The 22356-nt window shown below is 71.3% G+C and carries 25 protein-coding genes and 1 pseudogene; 11 read left to right on the top strand and 15 right to left on the bottom strand.

The features are described from left to right. Nucleotides 1-13: 13 nt before the first annotated feature. From AB0K05_RS09450 to rimP, 3 genes are read right to left on the bottom strand one after another with little or no spacing between them, the layout of a single operon-like run. A complete protein-coding gene (locus AB0K05_RS09450; RefSeq protein WP_219544224.1) occupies nt 14-325 on the bottom strand; it encodes a YlxR family protein in 312 nt (103 codons plus the stop codon). Continuing rightward, the gene (gene nusA, locus AB0K05_RS09445) at nt 309-1301 is read right to left on the bottom strand and encodes a transcription termination factor NusA (protein WP_148034851.1); all 993 of its coding nucleotides are present in this window, start codon (nt 1299-1301) and stop codon (nt 309-311) included. Before nusA ends, AB0K05_RS09450 begins: the two co-directional genes overlap by 17 nt. Before the next feature lie 22 nt (nt 1302-1323). Beyond that, the gene (gene rimP / locus AB0K05_RS09440; protein ID WP_148033618.1) at nt 1324-1809 is read right to left on the bottom strand and encodes a ribosome maturation factor RimP; all 486 of its coding nucleotides are present in this window, start codon (nt 1807-1809) and stop codon (nt 1324-1326) included. Between the two features lie 230 nt (nt 1810-2039). Here rimP and AB0K05_RS09435 point away from each other — a divergent pair, with 230 nt between their 5' ends. From AB0K05_RS09435 to AB0K05_RS09425, 3 genes are all read left to right on the top strand, one after another. Next, nucleotides 2040-3038: a DUF4439 domain-containing protein gene (locus tag AB0K05_RS09435; protein WP_271280457.1), complete on the top strand. Its 999-nt coding sequence runs from the start codon at nt 2040-2042 to the stop codon at nt 3036-3038. Nucleotides 3039-3135: 97 nt separating this feature from the next. Further along, a complete protein-coding gene (locus tag AB0K05_RS09430; protein WP_148033619.1) occupies nt 3136-3762 on the top strand; it encodes a PadR family transcriptional regulator in 627 nt (208 codons plus the stop codon). Nucleotides 3763-3953: 191 nt separating this feature from the next. Next, nucleotides 3954-4598, top strand: a complete 645-nt coding sequence (locus AB0K05_RS09425; protein ID WP_148033620.1) for a DUF998 domain-containing protein — start codon at nt 3954-3956, stop codon at nt 4596-4598. Between the two features lie 68 nt (nt 4599-4666). On the opposite strand, the gene AB0K05_RS09420 is transcribed toward AB0K05_RS09425, so the two are convergent. The 4 genes from AB0K05_RS09420 to AB0K05_RS09405 form a co-directional block, all read right to left on the bottom strand. Further along, the gene (locus AB0K05_RS09420) at nt 4667-5458 is read right to left on the bottom strand and encodes a class I SAM-dependent methyltransferase (protein WP_148033621.1); all 792 of its coding nucleotides are present in this window, start codon (nt 5456-5458) and stop codon (nt 4667-4669) included. Between the two features lie 62 nt (nt 5459-5520). Then, entirely contained in the window at nt 5521-7266 is a 1746-nt protein-coding gene (locus AB0K05_RS09415; RefSeq protein WP_148033622.1) for a proline--tRNA ligase, read from the bottom strand. A 70-nt stretch (nt 7267-7336) separates the two neighbouring features. After that, nucleotides 7337-7990 (bottom strand): hypothetical protein, encoded by a 654-nt coding sequence (locus tag AB0K05_RS09410; protein ID WP_148033623.1) that lies wholly within the window; start codon nt 7988-7990, stop codon nt 7337-7339. A 103-nt stretch (nt 7991-8093) separates the two neighbouring features. Beyond that, nucleotides 8094-8546, bottom strand: a complete 453-nt coding sequence (locus AB0K05_RS09405) for a hypothetical protein (RefSeq protein ID WP_261808768.1) — start codon at nt 8544-8546, stop codon at nt 8094-8096. Between the two features lie 246 nt (nt 8547-8792). Between AB0K05_RS09405 and AB0K05_RS09400 the strand changes: the two genes are divergently transcribed. Continuing rightward, nucleotides 8793-10094 (top strand): FAD-dependent oxidoreductase, encoded by a 1302-nt coding sequence (locus AB0K05_RS09400; protein WP_261808769.1) that lies wholly within the window; start codon nt 8793-8795, stop codon nt 10092-10094. A 9-nt stretch (nt 10095-10103) separates the two neighbouring features. After that, nucleotides 10104-11258: an aldolase gene (locus AB0K05_RS09395; RefSeq protein ID WP_148033625.1), complete on the top strand. Its 1155-nt coding sequence runs from the start codon at nt 10104-10106 to the stop codon at nt 11256-11258. A gap of 4 nt (nt 11259-11262) precedes the next feature. Here AB0K05_RS09395 and AB0K05_RS09390 read toward each other — a convergent pair whose 3' ends face one another. From AB0K05_RS09390 to AB0K05_RS09375, 4 genes and pseudogenes are all read right to left on the bottom strand, one after another. After that, nucleotides 11263-11943 carry a copper homeostasis protein CutC gene (locus tag AB0K05_RS09390; RefSeq protein ID WP_148033626.1) on the bottom strand — a complete coding sequence of 227 codons (681 nt, stop codon included), beginning with the start codon at nt 11941-11943 and terminating at the stop codon, nt 11263-11265. Between the two features lie 185 nt (nt 11944-12128). Continuing rightward, nucleotides 12129-12731, bottom strand: a complete 603-nt coding sequence (locus tag AB0K05_RS09385; protein ID WP_148033627.1) for a GNAT family N-acetyltransferase — start codon at nt 12729-12731, stop codon at nt 12129-12131. Nucleotides 12732-12947: 216 nt separating this feature from the next. After that, entirely contained in the window at nt 12948-13496 is a 549-nt protein-coding gene (locus AB0K05_RS09380; protein WP_261808886.1) for a UTRA domain-containing protein, read from the bottom strand. Nucleotides 13497-13502: 6 nt separating this feature from the next. Further along, nucleotides 13503-13670, bottom strand: a pseudogene (locus tag AB0K05_RS09375) (winged helix-turn-helix domain-containing protein); the annotation flags it as partial. Between the two features lie 850 nt (nt 13671-14520). Between AB0K05_RS09375 and AB0K05_RS09370 the strand changes: the two are divergent. From AB0K05_RS09370 to AB0K05_RS09350, 5 genes are read left to right on the top strand one after another with little or no spacing between them, the layout of a single operon-like run. After that, a complete protein-coding gene (locus AB0K05_RS09370) occupies nt 14521-15084 on the top strand; it encodes a flavin reductase family protein (RefSeq protein ID WP_148033628.1) in 564 nt (187 codons plus the stop codon). 21 nt (nt 15085-15105) lie between these two features. After that, nucleotides 15106-15474 (top strand): PadR family transcriptional regulator, encoded by a 369-nt coding sequence (locus tag AB0K05_RS09365; RefSeq protein WP_148033629.1) that lies wholly within the window; start codon nt 15106-15108, stop codon nt 15472-15474. After that, a complete protein-coding gene (locus tag AB0K05_RS09360; RefSeq protein ID WP_271278518.1) occupies nt 15471-16388 on the top strand; it encodes a hypothetical protein in 918 nt (305 codons plus the stop codon). The genes AB0K05_RS09365 and AB0K05_RS09360 overlap by 4 nt, the downstream gene beginning before the upstream one ends. A gap of 33 nt (nt 16389-16421) precedes the next feature. Further along, the gene (locus AB0K05_RS09355; RefSeq protein ID WP_271278517.1) at nt 16422-17717 is read left to right on the top strand and encodes a DUF2252 domain-containing protein; all 1296 of its coding nucleotides are present in this window, start codon (nt 16422-16424) and stop codon (nt 17715-17717) included. 43 nt (nt 17718-17760) lie between these two features. Beyond that, entirely contained in the window at nt 17761-18507 is a 747-nt protein-coding gene (locus AB0K05_RS09350) for an SDR family oxidoreductase (RefSeq protein WP_271278516.1), read from the top strand. On the opposite strand, the gene AB0K05_RS09345 is transcribed toward AB0K05_RS09350, so the two are convergent. The 3 genes from AB0K05_RS09345 to AB0K05_RS09335 are packed head-to-tail and all read right to left on the bottom strand — an operon-like array spanning nt 18504 to nt 19899. After that, nucleotides 18504-19319 (bottom strand): hypothetical protein, encoded by an 816-nt coding sequence (locus AB0K05_RS09345; protein WP_148033633.1) that lies wholly within the window; start codon nt 19317-19319, stop codon nt 18504-18506. The genes AB0K05_RS09350 and AB0K05_RS09345 overlap by 4 nt on opposite strands. Nucleotides 19320-19369: 50 nt before the next feature. Continuing rightward, nucleotides 19370-19621 carry a hypothetical protein gene (locus tag AB0K05_RS09340; RefSeq protein WP_271278515.1) on the bottom strand — a complete coding sequence of 84 codons (252 nt, stop codon included), beginning with the start codon at nt 19619-19621 and terminating at the stop codon, nt 19370-19372. A 20-nt stretch (nt 19622-19641) separates the two neighbouring features. After that, complete coding sequence (locus AB0K05_RS09335) at nt 19642-19899, bottom strand: hypothetical protein (RefSeq protein ID WP_148033635.1); 258 nt, start codon at nt 19897-19899, stop codon at nt 19642-19644. 182 nt (nt 19900-20081) lie between these two features. Between AB0K05_RS09335 and AB0K05_RS09330 the strand changes: the two genes are divergently transcribed. Next, the gene (locus AB0K05_RS09330; RefSeq protein ID WP_271278514.1) at nt 20082-20762 is read left to right on the top strand and encodes an NIPSNAP family protein; all 681 of its coding nucleotides are present in this window, start codon (nt 20082-20084) and stop codon (nt 20760-20762) included. Nucleotides 20763-20789: 27 nt separating this feature from the next. Here the strand turns inward: AB0K05_RS09330 and AB0K05_RS09325 are convergent, their stop codons facing one another. Then, nucleotides 20790-22301, bottom strand: a complete 1512-nt coding sequence (locus AB0K05_RS09325) for a glycoside hydrolase family 3 N-terminal domain-containing protein (RefSeq protein WP_364228156.1) — start codon at nt 22299-22301, stop codon at nt 20790-20792. Nucleotides 22302-22356 lie beyond the last annotated feature (55 nt).

Genomic DNA, 22356 nt, shown 5'->3' with positions numbered 1-22356 from the left:
TGACTCCGCCCCATCAACTCGGCGTCCTACATGACATTTCGTGGTTCTCCTTCAGGTGTGCCCGCACGCGCGAGACGTCGAGCGGCCCCGGCACGCGAAACGCGCGCGGGAACGCCCGGCGACGCTCGGCGAGCTCCAGACAGTTCATGGACGGGTGCAGCGATGCACCCCTGCCAGGAAGCTGTCCTCGCTGGTCGGGGACCACCTGGTCCTCGACCAGCACCAGTCGGAGCAGCTCGGACTTGTCCGTGCGAACCCTGCAGCCCACACAGGTGCGCTGTGGGGCCGCGTGGCAACCATATTCCAGATTACCGTGTCGACGCATCTACGGAACCGGCGGCATCCTCTGCCTGGGTGTCGGGACGGATGTCGATCCGCCAGCCTGTCAGCCGCGCGGCAAGCCGGGCATTCTGCCCTTCCTTGCCGATGGCCAGCGAGAGCTGGTAGTCGGGCACGATGACCCGGGCCACCCGTCCGTCGAGATCGAGAACCTCGACATGGGAAACACGGGCGGGCGACAGGGCATTCCCGACGAACTCACCAGGGTCCTCGGACCAGTCGATGATGTCGATCTTCTCGCCGTGCAGCTCGGTCATCACGTTGCGCACCCGCGAGCCCATCGGGCCGATGCAGGCGCCCTTGGCGTTGACGCCGGGCTTGCGCGACCGTACGGCGATCTTGGTGCGGTGGCCGGCCTCGCGCGCCACCGCGGCGATCTCGACGGTGCCGTCGGCGATCTCCGGCACCTCCAGCGCGAACAGCTTCTTCACCAGGCCCGGGTGGGTGCGCGAGAGCGTGACCGACGGGCCCTTGTGGCCCTTCTTCACCTGCACCACGTAGGCGCGGATGCGCTCGCCGTGGGTGTATTCCTCGCCCGGCACCTGCTCGTGGGCGGGCAGCACGGCCTCGATCTTGCCGAGGTCGACCAGCACCACCCGCGGATCCTTGCCCTGCTGGATCACGCCGGAGACCAGCTCGCCCTCGCGGCTGGCGAACTCGCCGAAGTTGATCTCGTCCTCGGCGTCGCGCAGCTGCTGCAGGATGACCTGCTTGGCGGTGGTGGCCGCGATCCGGCTGAAGTTGCCCGGAGTGTCGTCGTACTCGCGCGCGATCTCGCCGTCCTCGTCGAGCTCGGCCGCCCAGATCGTGACGTGGCCGGTCGCCTTGTCGAGCTCGGCGCGCGCCTTGGCGCCGGCTCCCTCGGTGCGGAAGTAGGCGATCAGCAGCGCGTCTTCGATGGCCTTGACGACCAGGTCGAAGGAGATGTCCTTCTCCCGCTCCAGGCTGCGCAGGACGCTCATGTCGATGTCCACGAGGCTCCCCCTAGCCCTCGTCGCCGTCGACGTCGTCGATGCGGCGAAACTCCACCTGCACCCGCCCGCGGGCCAGGTCTTGATAGTCGAGCCTGCGAGCGGCGCCGTCGACCTCGAGGTCGACTCCGGCGTCGTCGGCTGACAACACCCTGCCCTCGATGAGGCCGCCGTCTCGCATCTCCGCCTTGACCAGCCGCTTGGCGGCGCGCCTCCAGTGGCGCGGCTCGGTCAGCGGACGGTCGACCCCGGGCGAGGACACCTCGAGCGTGTAGGGAGCGGCGCCCATCGCGTCGTCCTCGTCGAGGGCCGCCGAGACGGCCTGGCTCACGTCGGCCACGTCGTCGAGGCTCACGCCGCCGTCACGGTCGACGACCACACGGAGCAGCCGCCGCTTGCCGGCCTTGGTGACCGTCACGTCCTCCAGGTCGAGGCCCTCAGCGGCGACCACGGGCTCCAGGAGCTTCATCAGGTGGTCGCGGGGTGACGCGCTGCCCATATCGACCTCCCCTATTGTCGAGTCACAGCCGGGCGGACCTCGCCACTGGCTCAGCGTCGCCGGCCCGCTCGGCCAGCGACGACAGTTGACACCCTATCTGTTCGGCGGCCTGCGCAGAGCGTCACTCACCCCGCTCACCGTGATCCCCGCACACGCCGCGCCTGACCGCGTGCGGGGGTGCCAGCCCGTACGATGCTCTCTGCGGTCCGCAACAGTGAAAGGTCCTGCTCGTGCGCCAGCCTCACCTCTCCAGGCGAGCCCTGCTGGCGGGCGGGGCCGTCGTGGCGTTGCTCGCGGGCTGCAGCGCGCCGCCCGACCCCCAGCCGGTACGCGACACCCCCGAGCAGGCGCTGGCCCGCGTCCTCATCGCCGACAAGGAGCGGACGATCGCGCTCTACGCGGCGCTGATCGCCGACGGCGGCAAGCTCACCGCCTATCGCGACCGCCACCTCGCCCACCTGGCCGAGCTGCGGCGGCGCTTCCCCGGGCTGACCGCCCGGCCTCCCGCGCAGTCCCCCAGCCCGGCCGCCAGCCCGTCGGCTACAGCATCGGCCACGGCGTCGGTCTCCCCCACCGCCACGGCCGCGCCCAAGATGACGCTGTCGCGGCTGCGGGCGCTAGAGCGCGAGGCGGCGGCGCGGCGGCCCGCCCAGCTCGCGGGTGTGGCGCCCGCCCTGGCCCAGCTGGTGGCGAGCATCGGCGCCTGCGAGGCCCTGCACGCCGCCTCCGTCGTCAAGCCGCCCCGGCCGCCTGCCGCCGGCGCCCACGGCGATCCTGGAGACGTCGAGAAGCTCCGCAAGGCGCTCTCGGCCGAGCACGCCGCGGTCTTCGCGTACGGCCTGATGGGCGCCCGCACCACCGGCTCCCTGCGCACCCGCCTCACCCGCGCCTTCGACGCGCACCGCGACCGCCGCGACCAGTTGCGCCGCCTCATCACCGCCCGCGGCGGGCAGCCCAGCGAGGCCCAGGCCTCCTACGCGCTGCCGTCCGTCCCGTCGAGCGCTGCGGCGGCCTCCCGGCTCGCGGCCCACGTCGAGACCGGGCTCACCGCGTCCTATCTGGAGCTGGTGGCGGCCGGGGACACCGCGCTGCGGCGCTACGCGGCGGTGGCCGTGCAGGAGGCGGTGGTCCGGGCCCACTCCTTCCACCGGGGCGTCACCACGGCCTTCCCGGGCATGCCGGCGCCCGCCGCTCCCGCCCCGTCCGTCACCCCGACTCCCGGCGGCTGACCTTCGGCAGCGTGGTCCGCTCCCTTGGAGGGCTCGGCGAAGTAGTTGACATCGACTAGCCGACGCCGGATAGTTGATCCTGACTACAGGAGGCGTGATGGCGGGGAAGCGCAAAGTGGGAAACCTGCTGGCGCTGGCCGTCCTGTCCTATCTGAGCCGGCGTCCCATGCACCCGTACGAGCTCGGCCGGACCCTGCGCGAGCACGGGGACGCCCGCAGCATCAAGTACAACCACGGCTCGCTCTACATGGTCGTCGGTCAGCTGGCCCGCGCCGGGCTCATCGTCGAGGTCGGCACGAGCCGGCAGGGACAGTTGCCGGAGCGGACCGTGTACGGGCTCACCGACGAAGGGCGGCGGGAGCTGCGTGACTGGCTCAGCGAGCTGGTGGAGCAGCCGAAGCACGAGTATCCGGGGTTCGTGGCCGCGCTGTCGCTGATCGGCGCGCTGCCGCCGGACCAGGTCGTGGAGCTGCTGCGCAGGCGGCTGGAACGGCTCGCCGCGCAGCGCGCGGAGATCGCCGCCCTGATCGAGGACACGGTGGGCTCCGGCATGCCGGAGCTGTTCGTCGTCGAGGAGGAGTATCGGCTCGCGCTCCTGGAGGCCGAGACGGCGTTCGTCGAACGGTTCGTCCGGCGGATCACGGACCCGGAGACCGGCTGGGGCCCCCAGTGGGCGCGGGCGCACGCCGCCTGGAGCGCCGACGGGGGTGGTCCGCCGGGCTGACCCCGCTCAACGGACTGCCGCCACGGCAGGCCCGAGGGGCAGGACCCCGGTGCGGTGCGGGAACACCGCGACCGGGGTCGGCCTCGTATGCAGATCCCGCGGGAACGGAACCCGGTGCACGAGGTCGGCAACCGCAAGGGTAACCGGGATTCCTCCCCGTGGGGCACGTCGATCACTGGAGGAGTTCTGTCATGTTCCGTCCCGCTTACCCGTTAACCGCTCCATGGATGGCCCTGGGGGCGGTCGCCGGGCCCGCGCTGTTCGCGCTGTCCTGGGTCGTGCTCGGCCTGGTCAGCCCGGGCTACACGCTCTTCGGCCACCGGTTCACCGGATACTCGCCCATCAGCCAGCCCGTCAGCGGGCTCGGCATGGGCGTCACCGGGCCCTTCATGAACGCCGCGTTCGTCGTCACCGGGCTGATGCTGATCGCCGGTGTGGCCGGCGTCTTCCGCACGTTCGCGGGGCCCGGCCGCCTGGCCTGCGTGGTGCTGCTCGGGCTGAGCGGCGTGGGCCAGATCCTCTGCGGGATCTTCACCCTTGAGGAGATGATGCCGCACACGCTCGGCTACCTGCTGGCGATCGGCACGCCGGTGATCGGCTTCCTGGTGGCGGGGAGGTACTTCCGCCGGATGCCCGGCCTGCGCCGGTTCGGCACGTGGCTGCTCGTGGGCAGCCCGCTGACGCTGGTGCTGCTCGTGCTGTTCTTCCTGACCTTCCAGCCCACGGCCGACGGGGCCGAGCAGGGGGTGGCCGGGCTGGTGCAGCGGCTGGGGATCGTCGAGGTGCACGCCTGGTTCGCGGCCATGGGCGTGCTTGCCTTCAGGAGGCGGGTATGAGGACCGCCCGCGAGCGCTGACGCGTCGCCGCCTCGCTTCCGGGCGAGGCGGCGACCCTCCCGAAGAGGTCAGCGGCGGCGGCAGATCATGAGCTCGGTGGTCGGGCTCTCGCGGAGCACCCGGACCAGGCGGCGTTCGAGCGGATGCAGCAGGGCGCCGGCCAGCCAGCCTGTGATCTCGGTCAGCGTGACCGCGCGCAGGAAGCCGCCCCACAGCTTGCGCCAGACGGGGTTGGCGTCCACCTGGGCGTTCATCAGGACGAGCATGGGGACGCGGCGCAGCACCTCGAACCCGGCCTCGTCGAGGGCCGCGGTGATCCACGGCAGCGTGTGGTTGACCTGGTAGTCGGAGCGCTGCTCGGGCCGGTGCAGGAAGTTCTCCGACAGCACGAAGACGCCGCCGGGCTTGACCGCCCTGCCGATGTTGGTCAGGGCGGCGCGGTAGCGCGTGTCGTCGGTGATGTGGAAGAGCATGTCCATCGCCGACACGACGTCGTAGGAGGCGTCTTCGAGTGCGTCGCCGGGGTCGGCGATGTCGAGCCGCAGGAACGCGTCGCGGGGGAAGCGGCCGCGCAGGCGGTCGACGGCCGCCTCGGTGAGGTCGCTGCCCGTGATGGACTCGGCGCCCAGCGCCCGCCACTGGCGGACGTAGAAGCCGGTGCCCGACCCGATGTCGAGGACCCGGGACTTGGGCAGGTCGAGACCCAGGGCGGTGACCTCGCGGCGGAAGCCCTCGGCGCGGACTCGGTACATCCAGATGTTGAACGCCCTGCCGAGGGCCTTGTAGCCGACGCCGCTCTCGGTCCAGTCGGACTGCAGGCGTCGCTCCCAGAAGTCTTTCAGTTCGACGTGTGGCTTCACCGGGTCGAGACTTACAGCCCCCCACCGCCCCGTCAAACCGGGGCGGTGTTTCGCCGGAATTGTCAGGATGAGCAGGCGGCGACGACCCGGTCGGCGGCCTCCGCGAGCGGGATCTCCTGCTTCTCGCCGGTCACCCGGTCGCGCAGCTCGGCCACCCCCTGGGCCAGGCCGCGGCCGATCACCACGATCGTCGGGACGCCCAGCAGCTCGGCGTCCTTGAACTTGACGCCGGGCGACACCTGGGGCCGGTCGTCGACGAGCACCCGCAGGCCGCGCGACTCCAGCTCGGCGGCCAGCTCCAGGGCGGCCTCGACCTGGCGGTCCTTGCCGGTGCCGACGATGTGCACGTCGGCGGGGGCGACCTCGCGCGGCCAGACCAGGCCGAGCTCGTCGTGGGCCTGCTCGGCGATGACCGCCACCGCGCGGGAGACGCCGATGCCGTAGGAGCCCATGGTGACGCGGACCGGCTTGCCGTCGGGGCCGAGCGCGTCGAGCCCGGCGGCGTCGGCGTACTTGCGGCCGAGCTGGAAGATGTGGCCGATCTCGATGCCCCGGTCGATGGAGAGCGCCGAGCCGCAGCGGGGGCAGGGGTCGCCGGCGCGCACCTCGGCCGCCTCGACGGTGCCGTCGGGCTCGAAGTCGCGGCCCGCGACGACGTCGGCGGCGTGCTTGCCCGGCTCGTTGGCGCCGGTCACCCAGGCGGTGCCGGTGACGACCCGGGGGTCGACGAGGTAGCGGATGCCGAGCTCGCGCAGCACCTGCGGGCCGATGTAGCCGCGGACCAGGCCGGGATGCCTGGCGAAGTCGTCGGCCTCGAAGATGGCGGGCTCGCCGGGGGCGAGCGCGGCCTCCAGCCGCTTGAAGTCGACCTCGCGGTCGCCGGGCACGCCGATGACCAGGGTCTCGACCTTGTCGGAGCCGGGCGTGGACACCTTGACGACGACGTTCTTGAGCGTCTCGGCGGCGGTGATCGACAGACCGTGGTGCTCGTTGACGTGCGAGACCAGCGACTCGATGGTCGGGGTGTCGGGGGTGTCCATGACGCGCAGGGCGGGCAGCCCGTCGAGGGCGCGGGCGGGCGGCGCGGGAGTGGTGACGGCCTCGGCGTTGGCCGCGTAGCCGCACGAGTGGCAGGCCACGAACGTGTCCTCGCCGGTGGGCGTGGGCGCCAGGAACTCCTCCGAGGCCGACCCGCCCATCGCGCCCGACGTGGCGAACACGATCTTGTAGCGGATGCCGAGCCGGTCGAAGGTGCGGATGTAGGTCTCGCGGTGCTGCTCGTAGGAGTGCTTGAGGCCGTCGTCGTCGAGGTCGAAGGAGTAGGAGTCCTTCATGAGGAACTCGCGGCCGCGCAGGATGCCCGCCCGGGGCCTGGCCTCGTCGCGGTATTTGGTCTGGATCTGGTAGAGCGTGACCGGGTAGTCCTTGTAGGAGGAGTATTCGCCCTTGACCATGTCGGTGAAGAGCTCCTCGTGGGTGGGCCCGAGCAGGTAGTCGGCGCCCTTGCGGTCGTGCAGCCGGAAGAGCGTGTCGCCGTACTCGGTCCAGCGGCCGGTGGCCTCGTAGTATTCGCGGGGCAGCAGCGCGGGGAAGAGCACCTCCTGGGCGCCCATCCGGTTCATCTCCTCGCGGACGACGCGGGCGATGTTCTCCAGCACCATCTTGCCGAGGGGCAGCCACGAGTAGATTCCGGGCGCTACCCGGCGGACGTATCCGGCGCGAACGAGGAGCTTGTGGCTCGGCACTTCCGCGTCTGCCGGGTCGTCCCGCAGGGTGCGAAGAAACAACGACGACATGCGCAGCAACACGGCTACTCCTTGCTCGAAACCGGCTTGAAGGATTACAGGCTATCGATTCCGAGGAGGCGTACGCGCGCGCTTATCCCCCGGGCAGGACGGCCAGCCCCATGGCGAACAGCCCGGCGATGACGGCGGCCAGCGCGAGAGCGCGCGCCCTGGCCGGCCCCGTGCGGCGCAGCAGGAGCACGGCGGCGGCCGCAAGGGCCCCCACGGGCAGGGCTGGCAGCGGCCAGAAGTACGGCTCGGCGGCGATGAACCCGGGCGTCGCCCGGTCCACGACGTCGGTCACCACGGCGGCGCCGATCACCCCGGCCGCGAGATCGCCCCACCGGTCGTCCCTGCGGGTCGCGTAGGCGAGCAGCCCGAGCCCGACGAGCAGGGCGAACGTCCAGTGGAGCCCGGCCGGCGTGCCACCGAGAAGGGTGACGTCGAGATCGCCGCGCAGGGCGCCGCCGCCCATGGTGGCCACCACGGTCGACACCGCTGCCAGGAACGTGGTCAGCAGCGCCCAACCGAAGCCGGTGGCGGTGGCGCCGACGGCGACCGTCAGGGCCAGATAGGCGTACGGGTCGTAGACCTGGCCAGCCCAGCCGGGGATCCGGCCGGCGCCGAGCATGCCGACGAGGCCGACGGCCAGTCCGGCGAAGAAGGCCACCACCAAGTGGATCTCGATGCGTCGCTGACGACGGTCGAATTCGAGAAAGTAGTCGTGGTCGATCGTGCTTGTCTTCATCTCAATACTCAGGTCATCCCTCCTCAGGCAGACGCCGCGGACGACCAGTTCCACATTATGTGACCGTACAAGAAAGGCAAATTTCGGTTAACCGGAAGTAACGTCAGCCGCCCAGGAGTTCTTCCCACGGATGGCGGGTGTTGGTGCGGCGGGTGGTGTCGAGCGCCTCGGCCAGGCGCCAGAGGCCGGGGCGGGCGCGCACTCGTGCCCGGCCCATCGGGTCGATGGCGCGCAGCTCGAAGCGGACGCCCATGACGTCGAGCACGGCGCAGGAGTCGCCGCTCGTGCCCGTCGTGACCAGGCCAGGCATACGGTCGGAGAGCAGGGCCGCCACCTCGGCGGCGAACGGGCCGTCGCGCCACTCGACGTGCCAGCTCGGGTCGGCGCCGCGCCACCAGGTCAGGTCGCGGCAGGATTCGATGAAGTCGGCCTCGGTCGCGAGCGCGGCCATGACCCGGCCGAACGCCTCGTAATGCACCGCGCCGCCGGCCGGCAGGTCGGCCGCGGCGGGCGGCGTGCCGTCCTTCGTCCGTCGCAGCGCGTGCTTTCGCCTCACGGGCAACACTGTGATCGGCGTGGACGCGTTTCCGCAAGGGGCGGGTGGGTCAGAAGTGCGGGGCCCGGCGGCTGCGGACATAGGCCGAGATAGGCGGATATCGACAGACGTCACGTTCGGGCGGTATGCACGAAGGGCGGGGGTTCATCCGTACGGACGATCGGGGATAAATCGATCACACCGGCAGGTTACACCTGGTGGGGCGTGTGCCCACTGGTACACAATCTCCGGAACGAGGGAGGCAGCGTGACGTTGCGCGTGGCGGTCATCGGATCCGGTCCTGCTGGGATCTACACGGCGGAGGCCTTGATCAAGCAGTCCGGCGGAGCCGTGGAGGTGGACGTCCTCGAACGGCTGCCAACCCCGTACGGGCTGGTCAGGTACGGCGTCGCGCCCGACCACACGTCGATCAAGTCGATCGCCAACTACCTGCGCAAGGTGCTGGAGCAGCCGGAGGTGCGCTTCCTCGGCGGCGTCACGCTGGGCGAGCACGTGACCGTCGAGGACCTGCTGGCCTGCTACGACGCGGTCGTCTACTGCACCGGCGCGATGGTGGACCGGCGGCTGGGCATCCCCGGCGAGGACCTGCCGGGCAGTGTCGCCGCCACCGACTTCGTGAACTGGTACTGCGGCCACCCCGACGTGGACCCGTCGCGGTTCACGCTCGACAGCCCCGAGGTGGCGGTGATCGGCGTCGGCAACGTGGCCGTCGACGTGGTGCGGATCCTGGCCAAGACCTCCGAGGAGCTGAGCGCCACCGACGTGCCCCACGAGGTGCTGGAGCGGCTGGAGAGCAGCCAGGTCAAGGCCATCCACATGATCGGCCGCCGTGGGCCCGAGCACGCCAAGTTCACCCTGAAGGAGCTGCGCGAGCTGGGCGAGCTCGCCAACGCCGACGTGTGCGTGCGCCCCGATGAGGCCGTCGTGCTCGGCGCCGACTTCCCCCGCCAGATCCGGGGCAACATCGAGGTGCTGCGCTCGTGGTCGGAGCGCAGCCCGGCCGGCCGGCCGCGCCGCCTGGACGTGCGGTTCTGGCTGCGTCCGGTGGAGATCCTGGGCACCGAGCGGGTCGAGGGGCTCAAGCTGGAGCGCACGATCCTCTCGCCGGAGGGCCGCGTGGTCGGCACCGGCGAGTACGAGACGCTGCCGGTCGGCATGGTGCTCCGCTCGGTCGGCTACCAGAGCGTCCCGCTGCCCGGGGTGCCGTTCTCGGAGAAGACGATGACCGTGCCGAACGCGGCGGGGCGGGTTCGCGAGCGCGAGTACGTCGCCGGCTGGCTCAAGCGCGGCCCGACCGGCGTGATCGGCACGAACAAGTCCGACGCCGCCGAGACCGTCCGCACGCTGCTGTCCGACCTGTCCGGGCAGGCGCCGCGCGACCTCAGGCCGCTCGACGCGCTGCTGTCCGAGCGCGGGGTGCACCCGGTGACGTACGAGGAATGGCTGGCGATCGAGTCGGCCGAGGCCGAGCTGGCCAAGTCGCTGGGCCGCGGCGAGCGGGTCAAGCTGACCGGCCTGGAGGCGATGCTGCGGGCCTGCCGTCCCTGAGAGGAACGCATGCGTACCACCGTCCCGTCAGGCGTGCCCGGCTTCCCCGAGGTCTACCGGCTGCAGCAGGAGCGCTACCCCGCGGCCGAGCCCGGCTGGCAGCCCGTGCACACCGTGTACGTGCCCGCCGACCGGTTCGGCGCCGGCACCGTGGCCGCGTGGGGCGACGAGGCGCTGGCACTGGCTAAGGCGCACCTGGCCACGCCCGCCGAGCTGGCCGAGGTGTTCGACGTGCCGGCGGAGCTGTCGGCCGCCGTGCACGAGCGGGTGCTGCGCAAGCTCGCCGGCGAGCCGGTCGAGGACCTGCGGGTGGACTTCGAGGACGGGTACGGCGTGCGCCCGGACGAGGAGGACGGCCACGTCGAGCAGGCGGTCGAGGCGCTGGCCGCGATGCGCGCGGCGGGCACGCTGCCGCGCCGGTGGGGGCCTCGGGTGAAGTCGTTCGCCGACGGGGACCCGGAGCGGTCCGTGCGGACGCTCGACGGGTTCGTCACCGGGATCGTCGAGCGGCTCGGCGAGCTGCCGGACGGTTTCGTGGTGACCTTCCCCAAGGTGCTGATGGAGGCGTACCTCGGGCAGTTCGTCGCGTTCCTGGAGCGGCTGGAGCGGGCGCTGGGGCTCTCCCCGCTGCGGTTCGAGATCCAGGTGGAGGCGCCGCAGACCGTGCGGTTCCTGCGCGCCGAGCTGGCCGGCGAGCTGGGCGGGCGGCTGTCGGCGGCGCACTTCGGGGTGTTCGACTACACCGCGGCGCTCGGGCTGCCGCCGCACGAGCAGCGGCTCGACCATCCGGCCTGCGACCACGCGCGGCACGTGACGCAGACGGCGTTCGCGGGCACCGGGGTGGAGCTGTCGGACGGTTCGCTGGCCGCCTCCCCCGCCTCCGGCTCGTCCGCCGACGTGCGGGCGCTGTGGCGGCGGCATGCGGCGCTGGTGCGTCACTCCCTGGCGCACGGGTTCCACCAGGGGTGGGACATGCATCCGTCGCATCTGGTGAGCCGGTTCGCCACCGTCTACGCCTTCCATCTGGCGCGTTACGACGCCTACCGGGAGCGGGTGCGCGCCTGGGAGGAGCGGCGCGCGGCCGGGGGCGGCGTGATGGACGAGCCGGCGACCGTCAAGACGCTGGTGGCGGCCCTGCGCCGGGCCGACGCGGCCCTGCCCTGACCGGCTAGTCGCGTTCGACGAGCGAGCGCCAGCGGCGGACCAGCTGCGCGTCCACCGGGTCCGTCCAGCTCCGCCGGACCGCCGAGCCGACGTGGAAGGCGCGTACGCCGTAGTCCAGCAGGTCCGCCACGTGCCGGGGCCTGAGACCGCCGCCGGCCATGATGATGGAGCCGTCGCCGGCGTCGGCGCGGCCCTTGAGCACGGGCAGCCCGTCCCCCACGCCGTGCGGCGAGCCCGCCGTCAGCACCGTGGCGAGGTTGGGCAGCAGGCGGACGGCCCGCCAGGAGGCCTGTGTGTCGGCCGCGTGGTCGACCGCCCGGTGGAACGTCCAGGGCAGCGGGGACACCGCGTGGATGAGCGCCTCGGTGGCCGCCAGGTCCACGGCTCCCGCCTCGTCCAGGAACCCGAAGACGAACCCGGCCGCGCCCGCCTGCGCCAGCTCGCGGGCGTCGGCGCGCAGCCTTTCCAGCACGTCGCCGTCCGCGGCGAACCCGCCGTCGCAGCGGAGCATCACCATCTGCGGCAGCGGGCACTCGGCTGCGATGGCCGCGACCGTCTCGGGCGCCGGAGTGAGCCCGCCCTCCGCCATCCCGGTGACGACCTCCAGGCGGTCGGCGCCACCTTGTTCAGCCGCCACGGCGTCACGCACGCCGAGCGCGATGACCTCCAGCAGGGATCCCGTCATGCTGGAGAGGGTATAGGCAGCTCTGCCCTGATTTGCCCGCCGAGGTGGGGAAATCCTCCTGGCGGGCCGGCATACGCCGGACACCCGGGGAGCGCGGGCGACGGCCCGCACTCCCTGTCAGCCACCGGCCGGACCGGCCATGCTGTGAACGTGAACATCGCCGGCCACGCGGAACGGATCCGGAGTCAGGCGACGATCAGTTCCGGTGCCGTGAGGTCGCGGAAGGCCGTGATCGCCGGGTCGGCGGCCCTGCGCTGGAACAGCGCGCCCGACGCGCGATGCGGCAGGTCCACCGTGCGCACGTGACGGAAGCCGCGGCGCCGGTAGTAGCTCTGGAGCCCTTCGTTGCGCTTGGCGCAGTCCAGCCGCAGCCACGGCAGTCCCGACCCGTACGCGGTGGCGCCCGCCCAGTCCAGCAGGGCGTCTCCCAGGCCGCTCCCCGACCAGGGCCGCGCCACGGCGAGCTTGTGCACGTACAGGGCGGCGCCGGGGTCGTCGGCCTCGGTCCAGAACTCCGGATCGGCGTGCCCGTCGAGGGCGATGGTGGCGACGAGCGGCGCCGGCCCGTCGGGGTCGAGCGCGCGCAGCTCGTCGTCGAGCAGGAACAGCACGCGCTCCTCGATCAGCGGCAGGATACGGTCCGGGCCGAATCCTTCGCGGGGCCACTGGCGGACGCCCCGCGAGTGCAGCCAGCCGGCCGTGTCGGCGAGGAGGTCGAGAACCCCCCGGAGGTCGACGGGCTCCGCCCGCCGGAGGGTGAGCGGGTGCAGGAGGGTGTTCGTGCGCATGATTCACCTTTCATTGCGATACGCGCGCGTACGAATACGCAAAGTGATCGATGGATGGGATACGAATCCCAAATGGTGGCCTATGGCCCGATATATCCGATAGCCCGATATATACGGATAAATCGCTACAAGGGGAGCATTACGGCTCCCCGCGTCCAGCGAGACGGCAGGCTCGCTGGTACCGCGGCCGGCGGGATCACCCCCAACCGAGCTCTGTCAGCGGCGGTCGAGCTCGTATCTGATCAGATGTTTGTCGGCAGGCAGCACCGACACCGCGACGCGCACCGGCAGTTCGTAACGGTCGTAGCCCACGCGCACATAGACCATGACCGGCGTGCCGAGCTCCAGTTGGAGCCGCTCAGCCTCCTCCTGATTGGGCATCCGCGCCCAGATGTCGTCCACCACGCGCACCTGCTCGTGCCCCAGTTCCTCCAGCACGCGGTTGGCGCCTCGCTCGATGTCGCCCGGCCGGGCGATCGCCGAGTCGGCCACCAGCTTCCGCGGGAAGTAGGAGTCGTTGGTGTTGTAGGGCTGGCCGTCCACGAACCGCAGGCGCCGCCGTACCACGGCGAGCTCCCCGTCGGACAGTTCCAGCCTGCTGGCGATCTCCTCCACCGGAGATACGGTCAGAACCTCTATGTACTGGCTGGGCTCGCGGCCTTCCTGCGTGACGGCGAAGGCGAAGGCCTCGCGCAGCTCTCCAGAAGGCTGCGGCTCCAACTCGCGCTGCGGGTAGATGAGCAGCGGCCTGCGATCCCTGACCACCGTGCCGCGCCGTGGCGTACGCGTTACGAGCCCTTCATTCACGAGTTCCCCGAGGGCCAATCGGACGGTGTTGCGGCTCACCCCATGGTCTTCCATGAGTTGCGCCTCTGTCGGCAGCTGTGCTCCGGGGCCGAGTACGCCGGAGTAGATGGCCCTTCTCAGCTCCGAAGCCACCTGCTGATACAGCACCGACCTTGCCACTTTCACCCCTTTTGTTCCAACAATTTAGACGATCTGGTTCTAGCAGACCATCTCCCCCTTGACCGGACGGCATCCGCAGCCGCATCATCCATTCGTTGGTACAAATCCATCGAAAGGCCGGTGAGGGGGTGAGGGCCGGTGATGCCGGACCGCGCGGGTATGCCGTACGTGCCCTGGCGGGACCCTTGCGAAGCAACACGTTTACTGCGTTACGAGTTGCCTCGCCACGGGTTCCTCCACATCAGCCAGTGCGTCCAGCCCGGCAGTTCCGCGCCTTCCCTGTCAGCCGAGCCGAACGTCCGGTGCGAAGACGGGCCCCTCGCCCACGCGAGGGAAGCGCCCCCGCCTGCGTCCCGGAGCAGTGCGGCCCGACAGGGAAAGTGGCATCGCCGCAGCTAGACCAACACCCGGAGTCCTCGCGAGAGGGTCACTCCCCCACCAACTCCGTGTGCGACCACGCGGTTCAGGACTCCATCCCTCGCCGGAGTCCTGGCACCGCCGCTCACGGGGCAGGAAGCGCGTCCTGGCGGGTCCCCCACGCCCGCCAGGGCGCGCGTTCCTCCTTCGGAGGCCTTCCCCTTCCCGCCGTCCAGCCCGCAGGCGCCGCGTCCCGGCTTTGTGTCCCCGCGGCACGGTGACGGTTCGGCGCGGGGCGGGTGATGCTTTTCTCGCCTGCCCACGCGGCCAGGTTTCCCTATCCGAGGACTGACCGTCCGGGGGATTCGGCGCTGACCGTAATAAGGACCTCGACACCCCCTTGACGAGCGGGAGCTGGACGCCTAGCTTACCAAGCAAGCGCTTGGTAAGAGTCAGGGAGGCGGCCATGGCGCAGACCCGTGAGCTACTCACCCAGGAGCGGCGGCTCGCCTCCCTGCTGTGCAGGCCGCGCCCGGCCGCGAGCGACCCCGTGGACCCCGAGACGTTCCGCGGGGTCCTCGGCCGGTTCGCCACCGGCGTGGTCGCCATCACGGCGCTCGACCGCGAGGGTCGGCCCCACGGCCTCGCGGCCAACTCGTTCACCTCGGTGTCGCTCGACCCGCCGCTCGTGGCGTTCTGCGTGGCGTACAGCAGCACGAGCTGGCCCCGGTTACGGGCGGCCAAGGTGATCACCCTGAACATCCTGGCCGAACACCAGCGGGCCGTCTGTGCCCAGATGGCCACCCGCGGCGGAGACAAGTTCGCGGGCCTGACCTGGAGGGAGTCGCCCGGCGGGAACCCGGTGCTCGATGGCGCGCTGGCCTGGATCGACTGCCGGATAGACGCCGAGCATCCCGCAGGGGACCACGTCATCGTGGTGGCCCGTGTGCTGCAGCTCGACACCCACGCCGACGGCGGCCCGCTGGTGTTCTACAACCGCTCCTATGGCGGCTTCGACCCCATATCTTGACGGGCAATATATGTTGGGGGCATGAACGTCACGGAGCCCATGTTCCTCGCGCTCACGGCGCTGGTGGACGGGCCGCTGCACGGCTACGGCATCGTTCAGGAGGTCGAGCGCATCTCCGGCGGCCGCGTCCAGCTCAAGATCGGGAGCCTGTACGGGGTGCTCGACCGGCTCGCGGCGCAGGGCCTGATCGCGCTCGACCGCGAGGAGGTCCGGCAGGGCCGGCTGCGGCGCTACTACCGGCTGACCGACGAGGGCGCCACCGTCCTCCGTGAGGAGGCCGCCCGCCTGGCCGCCAACGCCGAGGCCGCGAACTCCCGCCTGCGAGCCCGCCCGGCCGGCGGCCTCGCCATCCGGATCGCCGGCACGCCTCACCTGGGAGGTGCCGGGTGAGCGAGCTGCTGGAGCGGCGCTACCGATCCGTGCTGCGCCTGCTGCCGGAGGACTACCGGCGCGAGCGTGAGAGCGAGATGGTGGCCGCGTTTCTGGAGGCGGCCGGCGACGTCTCCAGCGCGGACAACCCGCGCCCCGGGTGGGGCGAAGTGGGCAGCGTGCTCGCGCTCGCCCTGCGGCTGCGGCTCGGAGGCCAGGACTCCGCCCCGCGGGCGTTCGCCCGGGGCGAGGCCGTACGGCTGGTGGCACTGCTCGGCCTGGGGTTCCAGGCCGCGCTGTCCGTCGTCACCACGGCCGGCGGGGTGGCGGAGCCTCTCTTCTTCCTGGCCGCGGCGGAGGCCTGCTGCTGGGTCGTGGCGTTCCTCGCGCTCGTACGCGGGCACCTGCCGACGGCCAAGGGCGCCGCGGTCCTCGCCCTGCTGCCGGTCACCGGAACCGTCGCCTTCCAGGCCTCGGACTCCGCGCAGCCCGCGTCGCAGACAGCCTCGTGGCTCGTCCTCACCGTGGTCCCGGTGATCGCGCTGCTGCTCGCCTACCACCGCGACGTCCTTCCGGTGACGCGGCCGTGGTGGCAGGCGGTGCTGCCGCTCACCGTGGCGGTGTTCGCGGCCTCCCTCGCCCTGCTGCCCCGGGATCCCACGTGGTCGTGGTCGTACCCCTGGACGGATCCGATCGGGCTGGGCGTGCTCGCCCTGGTGGCGGGCGTGGCGGCCGGCGCGATCCGCCGGCCGGCGGCGCCCTGGCGGCTCGCCCTGGGCATGGTCGCGGCGCTGCTGATGGCAGTGCGGCTCCTGGACATGGCGGATATGTACGGCGATCTTCTGGTCACGGGCAGCGTCCAGGTGGTGCTCCTGGCCGTCCTCGCGACCGGTCTCACCATCACGGGAAGGCGCGCGCTACCCGAGCCTGTCTAGGCGGGAAGGGTCGGGCGATCTACCGTCCGGGGTATGAGTTCACGCTCCACCTTCCTGCTCGATGTCCTGATGGCGGAGTTCGGCGCATCGATCAAGCGCGACCCGGCCGCGTTCCGGCGCAAGTTCCGGAAGATGGCGGCCTCCCCGTTCGCGTTCTACCGGGGCAGCGCCTGCCTGTTCTACGCGGACCTCACCTCCGGGTACGCGGACGAGGCGTACCTCGACCCGGCGACCAGCCGCGTGTGGATCCACGGCGATCTGCACGCGGAGAACTTCGGCACGTACATGAACGCCTCTGGCGTCCTGGTGTTCAACGTCAACGACTTCGACGAGGCGTACGTCGGCCCGTACACCTGGGACCTCAAGCGGTTCGCGGCCAGCGTGGCGCTCCTGGGGTACGCCAAGGCGCTGTCGGACGAGGCCATCGGGCGGCTCGTCGGCGACTTCGGCGGCGCCTACCTCACCGAGCTGGCCGCGATCGCGCGGGGCGGCGACGACGCCGTCGGCTCGCTCACCCTGGACACCACCTCGGGAGTGCTGCACCGGGTGCTGCAGACGGCCCGACTGCGCACCCGGGTGGCGATGCTGGAGATCGAGACGGTCATCGACGACTACGAGCGGCGCTTCGCGTTCATGGAAGGCCGCGAGCCGGTCGCCGACACGACCCGGCAGGCGGTCCGGTCGGCGTTCGAGGACTACCTGACCACGCTGCCCACCCCGTCGAACCCGGTGGAGCACGTGATCAAGGACATCGCGCTGCGTACCGGCGTGGGCATCGGCTCGGCCGGGCTGCCCTCGTACAACCTGCTGCTGGAGGGGCGCTCGCAGGCACTGGAGAACGACGTGATCCTCTACATGAAGCAGGCCCAGGTGCCGGCGGTGGCTCGGCACATCACCGACGAGAAGGTGACCCGCTACTTCCGCCACCAGGGGCACCGGACGGCGGAGTCGCAGCGTGCGCTGCAGGCGTACGCGGACCCGTGGCTCGGCTACACCACCCTGGGCGGCGCCGGACAGCTCGTCGCCGAGGTGTCACCGTACTCGGCCGATCTGGACTGGGACGACGTGAACGAGCCGGAAGAGCTGCACGCGATCATGCTCGACCTGGGCCGGGCGGTGGCGCGTATGCACGCGGTGGCCGACGACGAGTCCGCCCACGACCTGGTCACCTTCTCCACGGAGGAGGCGATCGTGGGCGTGGCGGGGGACGATCGCGCCGGGTTCATCGGGATGCTGGTGGAGTTCGCGCACCGGTACGGGGCCCAGGCCAGGGAGGACCACCAGCGGTTCGTGGACCTGTTCAGGAACGGCCGCCTCCCGGGCATCTGAGAGGGATGGCGACCAACCGGTCGGTATGGCATGCTTCCGGAACATGACTCTGTTCTCGGTGGAAGGCAAGACAGTCGTCGTCACCGGCGGCTCCCGGGGCATCGGACGCATGATCGCGGCCGGGTTCACGGCGGCCGGCGCGAAGGTCGTCATCTCCGCGCGCAAGGCCGCCGAGGTGGAGCGGACCGCCGCCGAACTCGGCTGCACGCCCGTGGTCGCCGACCTGTCCACGCCCGAGGGGGTGGACGCGCTGGTGTCGGCCGTCACGGGGCCGCTGCACGTGCTGGTCAACAACGCGGGCGCGACCTGGGGCGCGCCGCTGGAGGAGTATCCCGAACACGCCTTCGACAAGCTCTGGAACATCAACGTCAAGGGCGCCTTCACGCTCGTCCAGCGCCTGCTGCCGCGGTTGCGCGAGGCGGCGGGCGAGGACGACCCGGCACGGGTGATCAACATCGGCTCGGTCGACGGCATCAGGGTGCCGGTGATGGAGACGTACGCCTACTCCTCCACCAAGGCGGCCGTGCACATGCTGACCCGGCACCTGGCCAGGCAGCTGGCCCCGGAGCACATCACCGTGAACGCGATCGCCCCCGGCCCGTTCGACTCCAAGATGATGGCCTTCGCGCTGGACGACCCGTCGACCCGGGCCTCCATCGCCTCGAACGTGCCGCTCGGCCGCATCGGGCGGCCCGACGACATGGCCGGGGCGGCGATCTTCCTGGCCTCGCGCGCCGGCGCCTACCTGACCGGGACCGTCATCCCGGTGGACGGCGGGATCACGGCCTAGAGCAGCTCGCGCAGCGCCGCGGCGAACGCGGCGGCGGAGCCGGGGACCTGGCGCAGGTAGAGGTACGGCTCGGTCAGCTCCAGCTCGATCAGGGCAGGGGCGCCGCCGGGTAGCCGGACCAGGTCGATCCTGGCGTACAGAAGGGGCTGTGGGATGGCGGCGAGCACCTTCTCGGCGAGTTCGACCTGGTCCGGGGCCGGTGTGCGCGGCTGCGCCCGGATGTTGTCGACGCCCGTCATGCCGGGGGCCAGCATGGGCGAGCGGCGGACGGCATGGCTGAAGCGACGGTTGAAGTAGAGCAGCGAGGTCTCGCCCTCCGCCTCGACCATGTCGAGGTAGGGCTGGACCATGGGGGTGCGGCCGGCGGCCTCGAGCGCGGCGGCGAAGGCCGTCGCCTCGGCGCGGTCGGAGGTCCTGATCGTGTCGCGGGCGCTCGCCGAGACCGTGGGCTTGACGACGTACTCCCGGTGGTCCGGCAGGTCGCGGGAGGACCAGTGGGTGGGCACGATCGGCAGGCCGAGGTCGCGCAGGTAGGTCTTGTCGGTGTTGGACTCCAGGACGGCGGCCGGGTTGAGCAGCCGGGCGACGCGCTCCACACGCCGGGTCCAGGCCAGGAACTCGGCCCTGCGGTCGCAGTAGTCCCAGACGGATCGGACGACGACGGCGTCGTAGGCGCTCCAGTCGGCCTCCGGGTCGTCCCAGCGCTCGGTCCGGCCTTCGAGGCCGGCCTCGCGCCAGGCGGCCAGGACGAGGTCGCGCTCGTCATCGTGGCCATCCGGGTCGTCGAAGGTGACGTAAGCACACAGAACCATCCGGAGATGGTAGCGCCCGCGCCCCCGGGCAGCGCGGGCGCATCCACCTGCTAGTCGACGTCGACGGCCACGCGGGCCCAGCTGCGGTTGGTCGCCACGACCGCGTTGCCGTTGATGTTGGTCACGTTGGTCGCGGCCGAGCCGCCGCGGTTGCTCGTGCCGATGTTGCTGAAGTTGTTGCCCGTCTGCGACGACTCGCTGTTGCGGCTGTCGTTGTCGATCCGGGTGTCGGCGTGAGCGGGGACGGCCATGAGGGCGAGGCCGGCGGCGGTGAACCCGACGAGCGCGAGCTTCTTGATCATTTCTTGGTGGTCCCTTCGGATCAGAAGAAGATGTAGGTGATGGCGGTGCTGCCGTTGGCCGCCGTGATGGCGTAGCCGTTGAGGTTGTTGACGTTGACCGACCGGCCCCAGCCGTGGTTGGCCGAGCCGACGCGGGAGAACGTGTTGCCCGACTGCGACGACGAGGTGTTGGTGCTCCAGTTGTCGGTCCAGCTGTCGGCGTGCGCCGGTGCGGCCAGCACCGTGACGCCGACCGCTGTCGCCACCACGAAGCCCGTGGCGCACAGCTTCTTGATCACTTCAGCTCCTTCGTCGTGTGAGGGCAGGCGAACGCCCTCATTGACCTGCCTTGACCCGGGGGGGTCAAAGCCAAAGCGATCGTATAACCCTGGGTAGCCAATCAACAGCATATGGTGATCAGAAGATTGTTCTGCGCTATCCCTGACGGAAGACGTCAGTGTCCCGGGCCTAGCGTCACCGCATGATCTACGAGCTTCGCCGCTACACCATGGTGCCCGGCGCCCGTGACGTGCTCATCGACCTGTTCGAGCGGGAGTTCGTCGAGACGCAGGAAGAGGCGGGGATGCGGGTCGTCGGCCACTTCCGCAATCCCGACGACCCCGACCAGTACCCCTGGATCCGCTCATTTCCTGACATGGAGGCACGCAAGGCGGCGCTGACCGCCTTCTACTCGGGGCCCGCCTGGAAGGCGAACCGCGACGCGGCCAACGCCACCATGCTGGACTCCGACGACGTCCTCCTGCTCCGCCCCGTCTCCGCGCCCCACACCCCCGCCTGGTCCTGGCCGCGCCCCCTCGCCCCCACCGGCCCGCGCCCGCCTGTGGGGGCCACCGCTCTCCCCTCTTCCCTGTACGTGGCCACGATCTGCCACGTCGAGGACGGGTTCGCGGCGTACTTCGCCTCCCAGGTGGCGCCCGCCCTGGTGTCGGCCGGGGCGCCGCCTCTCGCCTGCTTCGAGACCGAGCCCGCGGCCAACACCTTCCCTGCGCTTCCCGTACGGGAGGGAGAGAACGTGTTCATCTGGCTGACGCGTTTCGAACGGGCGGCCGACGAACTTCCCCTCCCCACCCTCGACGCTTACCTGACAGCACCCCCACACCGCCTCCCCCTCTCCCCCGCCGCCCGCTCAGCCCTCAGATAACGGAAGCGCCCCCCCTCCGCTTGGTCCTCAGGTGACGGGCGCGCCGGCGATTACTTCTGCGGCGGCCTGGCCGCAGACGCGGGCGGCGCCGTAGGTGGCGATGTGGACGGCGCCGAGGTCCGCGCGGTGCGGCAGGCCCATCTCCACCACCACCGCGTCCGGGCGGGCACTGAGCAGGTGACGCAGCGCCTCGGCCTGCCACGGGTGCCGGTGTGCGTCGCGGACCACGAGCACGAGCCCGCGGCCGGTGATTCGGGCGAGCAGGTCCTCGATCGCGGCCCCGGTTGCCTCGCCGGCGGCGAACCGGGTCGCGGTGGTGCCCGGCAGCAGCTCGGCGAGCGGCCCGGCCACCCCCCATGGAGTGGCCTTGTCGATGGCCATGTGCGTCTCGGGGGCGAGCTCCACGACATGCGGGGCATCGGTCAGCGGCAGCACCGGCGGGCTGGCCCGGCGCGTGACGCGCAACGCCCGCCGCGCCGCCACCATCCCGATCCCACCACCGGCCCGCGTGGCATCCGCGGTACCGCCGGCACCGTCTGTGCTGCCCGGGGAAGTGGTCCAGAGTGCCAGCTCGCGGACCCTGCGGGCGGCGTCGGCCAGTCTCTCCTCGGGCAGCAGCCCTTCGGTCACCGCAGTGAGGATGGCGTCGCGCATCGCGTCGATGGTGGCCTCGTCGTAGCTCTCGCCGCCGACGCAGATGGCGTCCGCGCCGGCGGCGAGGGCGCGGGCGGCGGCACCCCCGATGCCGTACGGACCGGAGACGGAGGTCATCTCGATCCCGTCGGTGACGATCACGCCGTCGAAGCCGAGCTCCTCGCGCAGCAGGCCGGTGAGGACCTTGGGACTGAGCGTGGCGGGCAGGTGCGGGTCGTACGAGGGCACGAGCAGGTGCCCGGTCATGACGGCCCGCACGCCCTCGGCGATGGCCGCGCGGAACGGCCGCAGGGCCTGCTCGATGCCGCCGTCCGCGACGACCGGCACGCCGTGGTGGGAGTCGACCGAGGCGTCCCCGTGCCCGGGGAAGTGCTTGGCGCAGGCCGCGACGCCGGCGGACTGCAGGCCGCGGATGAACGCCCGGGTGTGCCGGGCGACCAGCTCGGGATCGGCGCCGAAGGCACGCAGCCCGATGACGGGGTTGCGGGGGTTGGAGTTCACGTCGGCGGAGGGCGCGAAGTCGATGCCGATCCCGACGGCCGCGAGATCCAGCCCCAGGTCGCGGGCGAGTTCCTCGGTCAGGGCGGGGTCGTCCACGACGCCGAGCGCGTAACCGCCGGGGCGGCTGCTGCCCGTGGCGACCTCCAGCCTGGTCACCTCGCCGGTCTCCTCGTCGGTGCCGACCAGCACGTGCGGGTTCTCGGCGCGCAGGGCCGCCGTGAGGCGGGCCACCTGCTCGGGATCGGCGATGTTGCGGGAGAACAGCACCACCCCGGCCAGCCCCTCGGAGAGTCTGCGGCGCAGCCACTCGGGCGGCGTGTGCCCCGCGAAACCCGGCAGGAGGACGGCGTCGGTCATGCGGAGGAGATCGCGGCTCGGAGGCATGAACCGCAATCTAATAGGAAAGTTTCTTATTTGCTAGAGGCGTTCCCGAACGTCA

Origin of the sequence: Nonomuraea sp. NPDC049486 (genome assembly GCF_040676925.1) — a bacterium.
In the GTDB taxonomy this organism is placed as follows: Bacteria; Actinomycetota; Actinomycetes; order Streptosporangiales; family Streptosporangiaceae; genus Nonomuraea; species Nonomuraea ferruginea.
This window is presented reverse-complemented; position numbering and strand designations above follow the sequence as displayed.

Coding starts and splice junctions, on each gene's coding strand:
- AB0K05_RS09410 (WP_148033623.1), bottom strand. CDS start 7,990: ATGAAGACAAGCACGATCGACCACGACTACTTTCTCGAATTCGACCGT.
- AB0K05_RS09390 (WP_148033626.1), bottom strand. CDS start 11,943: ATGACGGGATCCCTGCTGGAGGTCATCGCGCTCGGCGTGCGTGACGCC.
- AB0K05_RS09395 (WP_148033625.1), top strand. CDS start 10,104: ATGCGTACCACCGTCCCGTCAGGCGTGCCCGGCTTCCCCGAGGTCTAC.
- AB0K05_RS09325 (WP_364228156.1), bottom strand. CDS start 22,301: ATGCCTCCGAGCCGCGATCTCCTCCGCATGACCGACGCCGTCCTCCTG.
- AB0K05_RS09425 (WP_148033620.1), top strand. CDS start 3,954: ATGTTCCGTCCCGCTTACCCGTTAACCGCTCCATGGATGGCCCTGGGG.
- AB0K05_RS09340 (WP_271278515.1), bottom strand. CDS start 19,621: ATGATCAAGAAGCTCGCGCTCGTCGGGTTCACCGCCGCCGGCCTCGCC.
- AB0K05_RS09355 (WP_271278517.1), top strand. CDS start 16,422: ATGAGTTCACGCTCCACCTTCCTGCTCGATGTCCTGATGGCGGAGTTC.
- rimP (WP_148033618.1), bottom strand. CDS start 1,809: ATGGGCAGCGCGTCACCCCGCGACCACCTGATGAAGCTCCTGGAGCCC.
- AB0K05_RS09330 (WP_271278514.1), top strand. CDS start 20,082: ATGATCTACGAGCTTCGCCGCTACACCATGGTGCCCGGCGCCCGTGAC.
- AB0K05_RS09450 (WP_219544224.1), bottom strand. CDS start 325: ATGCGTCGACACGGTAATCTGGAATATGGTTGCCACGCGGCCCCACAG.
- AB0K05_RS09350 (WP_271278516.1), top strand. CDS start 17,761: ATGACTCTGTTCTCGGTGGAAGGCAAGACAGTCGTCGTCACCGGCGGC.
- AB0K05_RS09385 (WP_148033627.1), bottom strand. CDS start 12,731: ATGCGCACGAACACCCTCCTGCACCCGCTCACCCTCCGGCGGGCGGAG.
- AB0K05_RS09430 (WP_148033619.1), top strand. CDS start 3,136: ATGGCGGGGAAGCGCAAAGTGGGAAACCTGCTGGCGCTGGCCGTCCTG.
- AB0K05_RS09370 (WP_148033628.1), top strand. CDS start 14,521: ATGGCGCAGACCCGTGAGCTACTCACCCAGGAGCGGCGGCTCGCCTCC.
- AB0K05_RS09365 (WP_148033629.1), top strand. CDS start 15,106: ATGAACGTCACGGAGCCCATGTTCCTCGCGCTCACGGCGCTGGTGGAC.
- AB0K05_RS09345 (WP_148033633.1), bottom strand. CDS start 19,319: ATGGTTCTGTGTGCTTACGTCACCTTCGACGACCCGGATGGCCACGAT.
- nusA (WP_148034851.1), bottom strand. CDS start 1,301: ATGAGCGTCCTGCGCAGCCTGGAGCGGGAGAAGGACATCTCCTTCGAC.